At 40.6% G+C, this 889-nt stretch carries 1 pseudogene; it reads right to left on the reverse strand.

Annotated features, from left to right (window positions below):
- Positions 1-889: pseudogene (locus tag HMPREF3263_RS07085) on the reverse strand (hypothetical protein); the annotation flags it as partial.

Raw genomic sequence — 889 nt, forward strand, 5'->3', positions numbered from 1 at the left:
CCCATTTCCAGATTGATTAAAAATATTCACCCCAGGAAACAATAAGCCATGCGTTAAATGGCTCTCATCCACATAAATTCCACCCTCTTTATTCTTTTGTGGCAAACTATACAGATAAGGTTGTACATTGTAATAATCCTTGCCCGTCTTATCCGTTTTCTTCTTCACGGTCTGCTTCGCTACATCCGCTAACGGCACCATGATTTCAACTTTGCTTTTCTCCAGTTCAACGACTTCGTCCTTTAGCACGCTGTAAAGCTGACTGCCTCTTGCCACATACAAAAAGTTATCTTTTATCCCTTTCTTTTCTTTGTCCTGCTTATAAGCTGCCTCTGCTTTAGCTTTAAATTGCTCAATGTTGTCATAGGTAAACACTTCAAGGTGTAACAGTTTCTCACCGCTTTCGCCTATTTGGTTATACTCGCCCATTAAGCCAAGCTCTTCACCTGCTTTAATCTCAATAGGTTTATCTAGCTTTACTTCAACATCAGCTTGGGTATCTATCTTATGCTTGCTTAGCAGTGGAAGACCTTTGATTGGTCCACTTTGCATCTCTTCATAAGACTGATTAAAAATACGCCAATGCTCACCAGACTTAGGTTTATGCTCAATCGTTTTATTGTCCTTGGTCTCTCTATACCAAAGTAATTCATCAAACTTATCTTGCGTCTGCGTATGTCGTCTGACCCCAATCGTCACGCCATTCTTCAACTCCACTCGTGGATTAAGCGGCTGATTTTGTGCATCTCGGATAACAATCTTATTATCTGCCGACTTGGTGATACCAACAAGCTCTTCTATTCCACTTTTGTAATCGCTCAATTTCGCCGTATGACGGTAAAGCGAATAAAACGTTAGTACATTGTCTTTCGGATAAGCTACTTCATGC

The sequence above is a fragment of the Haemophilus sp. HMSC61B11 genome (genome assembly GCF_001838615.1).
Lineage (GTDB): Bacteria > Pseudomonadota > Gammaproteobacteria > Enterobacterales > Pasteurellaceae > Haemophilus_D > Haemophilus_D parainfluenzae_AD.